A 580-nucleotide genomic window follows, 5' to 3' on the forward strand; every position below is an offset into this window, starting at 1 on the left:
TGATCGAAATCAAGGCCACCGGCATCTGCCATACCGACTATTACACCTTGTCGGGCGCCGATCCCGAGGGCCTGTTCCCCGCCATCCTCGGCCACGAGGGCGCCGGCATCGTCGTCGATGCCGGCCCCGGCGTCTCCACCCTGAAAAAGGGCGACCACGTCATCCCCCTCTACACCCCCGAGTGCCGCCAGTGCAAATTCTGCCTGTCGCGCAAGACCAACCTGTGCCAGGCCATCCGCACCACCCAGGGCAAGGGCCTGATGCCCGACGGCACCAGCCGATTCTCCCTCGGCGGCAAGCCCATCCACCACTACATGGGCACCTCCACCTTCTCGAACTACATCGTGGTCCCCGAGATCGCCGTCGCCAAGATCCGCGAGGACGCCCCCTTCGACAAGGCCTGCTACATCGGCTGCGGCGTCACCACCGGCGTGGGCGCCGTGGTCTTCAGCGCCAAGGTCGAGGCCGGCGCCAACGTCGTCGTCTTCGGCCTGGGCGGCATCGGCCTGAACGTCATCCAGGGTGCCAGAATGGTCGGCGCCGGCAAGATCATCGGCATCGACCTGAACCCCGAGCGCGA

Annotated in this window: 1 protein-coding gene; it reads left to right on the top strand. The window is 66.6% G+C overall.

The genetic code is table 11. The annotated features are described in order from the left end of the window. A partial coding sequence (locus AC1Q6E_RS27710; protein WP_492573931.1) for an alcohol dehydrogenase catalytic domain-containing protein occupies positions 1-580 on the top strand: 580 nt, incomplete at both ends.

It is taken from the genome of Pigmentiphaga sp. MLSB6-MA01 (assembly GCF_058793475.1).